Consider the following 2,652-nt stretch of genomic DNA (forward strand, 5'->3'; position numbering starts at 1 on the left):
GATAAAGTAAGTAAGATATATTAGATTCTACCCGGCAATCCCGAATAAAAAATCTATAAAATTGATTAAGTCTTCGATCGATTAGTATTCGTCAGCTCCATACATCACTGTACTTCCACCTCGAACCTATTAACCTCATCATCTTTGAGGGATCTTATAACCGAAGTTGGGAAATCTCATCTTGAGGGGGGCTTCATGCTTAGATGCTTTCAGCACTTATCCCGTCCATACATAGCTACCCAGCTATGCCGCTGGCGCGACAACTGGTACACCAGAGGTATGTCCATCCCGGTCCTCTCGTACTAAGGACAGCTCCTCTCAAATTTCCTACGCCCACGACGGATAGGGACCGAACTGTCTCACGACGTTCTGAACCCAGCTCGCGTACCGCTTTAATGGGCGAACAGCCCAACCCTTGGGACCGACTACAGCCCCAGGATGCGATGAGCCGACATCGAGGTGCCAAACCTCCCCGTCGATGTGAACTCTTGGGGGAGATAAGCCTGTTATCCCCGGGGTAGCTTTTATCCGTTGAGCGATGGCCCTTCCATGCGGAACCACCGGATCACTAAGTCCGTCTTTCGACCCTGCTCGACTTGTAGGTCTCGCAGTCAAGCTCCCTTGTGCCTTTACACTCTGCGAATGATTTCCAACCATTCTGAGGGAACCTTTGAGCGCCTCCGTTACTCTTTAGGAGGCGACCGCCCCAGTCAAACTGCCCGCCTGACACTGTCTCCCGCCACGATAAGTGGCGCGGGTTAGAAAGTCAACACAGCCAGGGTAGTATCCCACCAGCGCCTCCACGTAAGCTGACGCTCACGCTTCAAAGGCTCCTACCTATCCTGTACAAGCTGTGCCGAATTTCAATATCAGGCTGCAGTAAAGCTCCACGGGGTCTTTCCGTCCTGTCGCGGGTAACCTGCATCTTCACAGGTACTATGATTTCACCGAGTCTCTCGTTGAGACAGTGCCCAAATCGTTACGCCTTTCGTGCGGGTCGGAACTTACCCGACAAGGAATTTCGCTACCTTAGGACCGTTATAGTTACGGCCGCCGTTTACTGGGGCTTCAATTCGTAGCTTCGCATACGCTAACCACTCCTTTTAACCTTCCAGCACCGGGCAGGCGTCAGCCCCTATACTTCACCTTACGGTTTTGCAGAGACCTGTGTTTTTGATAAACAGTCGCTTGGGCCTATTCACTGCGGCTCTTCAAGGCTTGCACCCTAAAAAGCACCCCTTCTCCCGAAGTTACGGGGTCATTTTGCCGAGTTCCTTAACGAGAGTTCGCTCGCTCACCTTAGAATTCTCATCTTGACTACCTGTGTCGGTTTGCGGTACGGGCACCTAATTTCTAACTAGAGGCTTTTCTTGGCAGTGTGAAATCAACGACTTCGCTACTATAATTTCGCTCCCCATCACACCTTGATCTTGGTGAGTACCGGATTTGCCTGATACTCAATCTCAGTGCTTGGACGTACATAACCAACAGTACGCTTCGCCTATCCTACTGCGTCCCCCCATCGTTCAAACAATCTTAGGTGGTACAGGAATATCTACCTGTTGTCCATCGCCTACGCCATTCGGCCTCGGCTTAGGTCCCGACTAACCCAGAGCGGACGAGCCTTCCTCTGGAAACCTTAGTCAATCGGTGGACGGGATTCTCACCCGTCTTTCGCTACTCACACCGGCATTCTCACTTCTAAGCGCTCCACATGTCCTTACGATCATGCTTCGACGCCCTTAGAACGCTCTCCTACCATTGTCCTACGGACAATCCACAGCTTCGGTAATATGTTTAGCCCCGGTACATTTTCGGCGCAGCGTCACTCGACTAGTGAGCTATTACGCACTCTTTAAATGATGGCTGCTTCTAAGCCAACATCCTAGTTGTCTGGGCAACGCCACATCCTTTTCCACTTAACATATATTTTGGGACCTTAGCTGGTGGTCTGGGCTGTTTCCCTCTCGACTACGGACCTTATCACCCGCAGTCTGACTCCCGCATTAAATTATCTGGCATTCGGAGTTTGTCTGAATTCGGTAACCCGAGGGGGGCCCCTAGTCCAAACAGTGCTCTACCTCCAGTAATCATCATGCGAGGCTAGCCCTAAAGCTATTTCGGAGAGAACCAGCTATCTCCAGGTTCGATTGGAATTTCTCCGCTACCCACACCTCATCCGCTCACTTTTCAACGTAAGTCGGTTCGGTCCTCCATTCAGTGTTACCTGAACTTCAACCTGGACATGGGTAGATCACCTGGTTTCGGGTCTACGACCTGATACTCATTCGCCCTATTCAGACTCGCTTTCGCTACGGCTCCACATATACTGCTTAACCTTGCATCAAATCGTAACTCGCCGGTTCATTCTACAAAAGGCACGCCATCACCCATTAACGGGCTCTGACTACTTGTAAGCACACGGTTTCAGGTTCTATTTCACTCCCCTTCCGGGGTGCTTTTCACCTTTCCCTCACGGTACTGGTTCACTATCGGTCACTAGAGAGTATTTAGCCTTGGGAGATGGTCCTCCCGGATTCCGACGGAATTCCACGTGTTCCGCCGTACTCAGGATCCACTCAGGAGAGAATAACTTTTCGACTACAGGGCCTTTACCTTCTATGGCTGACTTTTCCAAAGTCATTCGTCTAA

At 50.8% G+C, this 2,652-nt stretch carries 1 rRNA gene; it reads right to left on the reverse strand.

From position 1 onward, the window contains the following. Window positions 1-61: 61 nt before the first annotated feature. Window positions 62-2,652 (reverse strand): 23S ribosomal RNA (locus tag QNJ52_RS11475); the annotation flags it as partial.

Origin of the sequence: Macrococcus sp. S115 (assembly GCF_030067655.1) — a bacterium.
GTDB classification, from domain to species: domain Bacteria; phylum Bacillota; class Bacilli; order Staphylococcales; family Staphylococcaceae; genus Macrococcoides; species Macrococcoides psychrotolerans.